Annotated in this window: 2 rRNA genes (1 of these 2 cut by a window edge); both read right to left on the bottom strand. The window is 51.8% G+C overall.

The annotated features are described in order from the left end of the window. Window positions 1–44: 44 nt before the first annotated feature. Window positions 45–160: ribosomal RNA gene (gene rrf, locus HKK57_RS00005) — 5S ribosomal RNA — on the bottom strand. Between the two features lie 156 nt (window positions 161–316). Then, window positions 317–2500 (bottom strand): 23S ribosomal RNA (locus HKK57_RS00010) (it continues 708 nt past the right edge of the window).

The following is a 2500-nucleotide window of genomic DNA, read 5'->3' on the forward strand; positions in this document are numbered from 1 at the left end:
AAACAAACCCCAACTGCTTTCGCAATTGGGGTTTCGGAATTTAATCTTGACGATGACCTACTCTCACATGGGGAAACCCCACACTACCATCGGCGATGCATCGTTTCACTACTGAGTTCGGGATGGGATCAGGTGGTTCCAATGCTCTATGGTCGTCAAGAAATTCGGGTACTGAGTCGTGGCCAGTTGGCCTCGCTTCAGCAAATTGGGTATGTAATAGAAGTCGGTGTTTGCAAGAATCGAACTTTCGGTTCGTTTCGTCTTCACACACCGCAATCTGATGCTCTTTCGAGTAGTCAAATTGCTTGGGTGTTATATGGTCAAGCCTCACGGGCAATTAGTATTGGTTAGCTCAACGCCTCACAGCGCTTACACACCCAACCTATCAACGTCGTAGTCTTCGACGGCCCTTCAGGGAACTCAAGGTTCCAGTGAGATCTCATCTTGAGGCTAGTTTCCCGCTTAGATGCTTTCAGCGGTTATCTATTCCGAACATAGCTACCCGGCAATGCCACTGGCGTGACAACCGGAACACCAGAGGTTCGTCCACTCCGGTCCTCTCGTACTAGGAGCAGCCCCTCTCAAATCTCAAACGTCCACGGCAGATAGGGACCGAACTGTCTCACGACGTTCTAAACCCAGCTCGCGTACCACTTTAAATGGCGAACAGCCATACCCTTGGGACCGGCTTCAGCCCCAGGATGTGATGAGCCGACATCGAGGTGCCAAACACCGCCGTCGATATGAACTCTTGGGCGGTATCAGCCTGTTATCCCCGGAGTACCTTTTATCCGTTGAGCGATGGCCCTTCCATACAGAACCACCGGATCACTAAGACCTACTTTCGTACCTGCTCGACGTGTCTGTCTCGCAGTCAAGCGCGCTTTTGCCTTTATACTCTACGACCGATTTCCGACCGGTCTGAGCGCACCTTCGTACTCCTCCGTTACTCTTTAGGAGGAGACCGCCCCAGTCAAACTACCCACCATACACTGTCCTCGATCCGGATAACGGACCTGAGTTAGAACCTCAAAGTTGCCAGGGTGGTATTTCAAGGTTGGCTCCACGCAGACTGGCGTCCACGCTTCAAAGCCTCCCACCTATCCTACACAAGCAAATTCAAAGTCCAGTGCAAAGCTATAGTAAAGGTTCACGGGGTCTTTCCGTCTAGCCGCGGATACACTGCATCTTCACAGCGATTTCAATTTCACTGAGTCTCGGGTGGAGACAGCGCCGCCATCGTTACGCCATTCGTGCAGGTCGGAACTTACCCGACAAGGAATTTCGCTACCTTAGGACCGTTATAGTTACGGCCGCCGTTTACCGGGGCTTCGATCAAGAGCTTCGCGTTAGCTAACCCCATCAATTAACCTTCCGGCACCGGGCAGGCGTCACACCCTATACGTCCACTTTCGTGTTTGCAGAGTGCTGTGTTTTTAATAAACAGTCGCAGCGGCCTGGTATCTTCGACCGGCATGAGCTTACGGAGCAAGTCCTTCACCCTCACCGGCGCACCTTCTCCCGAAGTTACGGTGCCATTTTGCCTAGTTCCTTCACCCGAGTTCTCTCAAGCGCCTTGGTATTCTCTACCCAACCACCTGTGTCGGTTTGGGGTACGGTTCCTAGTTACCTGAAGCTTAGAAGCTTTTCTTGGAAGCATGGCATCAACCACTTCGTCACTCAAAGAGTAACTCGTCATCAGCTCTCGGCCTTAGAATCCCGGATTTACCTAAGATTCCAGCCTACCACCTTAAACTTGGACAACCAACGCCAAGCTGGCCTAGCCTTCTCCGTCCCTCCATCGCAATAACCAGAAGTACAGGAATATTAACCTGTTTTCCATCGACTACGCTTTTCAGCCTCGCCTTAGGGACCGACTAACCCTGCGTCGATTAACGTTGCGCAGGAAACCTTGGTCTTTCGGCGTGGGTGTTTTTCACACCCATTGTCGTTACTCATGTCAGCATTCGCACTTCTGATACCTCCAGCAAGCTTCTCAACTCACCTTCACAGGCTTACAGAACGCTCCTCTACCGCATCACCCGAAGGTGATACCCGTAGCTTCGGTGTATGGTTTGAGCCCCGTTACATCTTCCGCGCAGGCCGACTCGACTAGTGAGCTATTACGCTTTCTTTAAAGGGTGGCTGCTTCTAAGCCAACCTCCTAGCTGTCTAAGCCTTCCCACATCGTTTCCCACTTAACCATAACTTTGGGACCTTAGCTGACGGTCTGGGTTGTTTCCCTTTTCACGACGGACGTTAGCACCCGCCGTGTGTCTCCCATGCTCGGCACTTGTAGGTATTCGGAGTTTGCATCGGTTTGGTAAGTCGGGATGACCCCTAGCCGAAACAGTGCTCTACCCCTACAGTGATACATGAGGCGCTACCTAAATAGCTTTCGAGGAGAACCAGCTATCTCCGAGCTTGATTAGCCTTTCACTCCGATCCACAGGTCATCCGCTAACTTTTCAACGGTAGTCGGTTCGGTCCTCCAGTTAGT

It is taken from the genome of Pseudomonas sp. ADAK21, assembly GCF_012935735.1.
GTDB lineage: Bacteria > Pseudomonadota > Gammaproteobacteria > Pseudomonadales > Pseudomonadaceae > Aquipseudomonas > Aquipseudomonas proteolytica.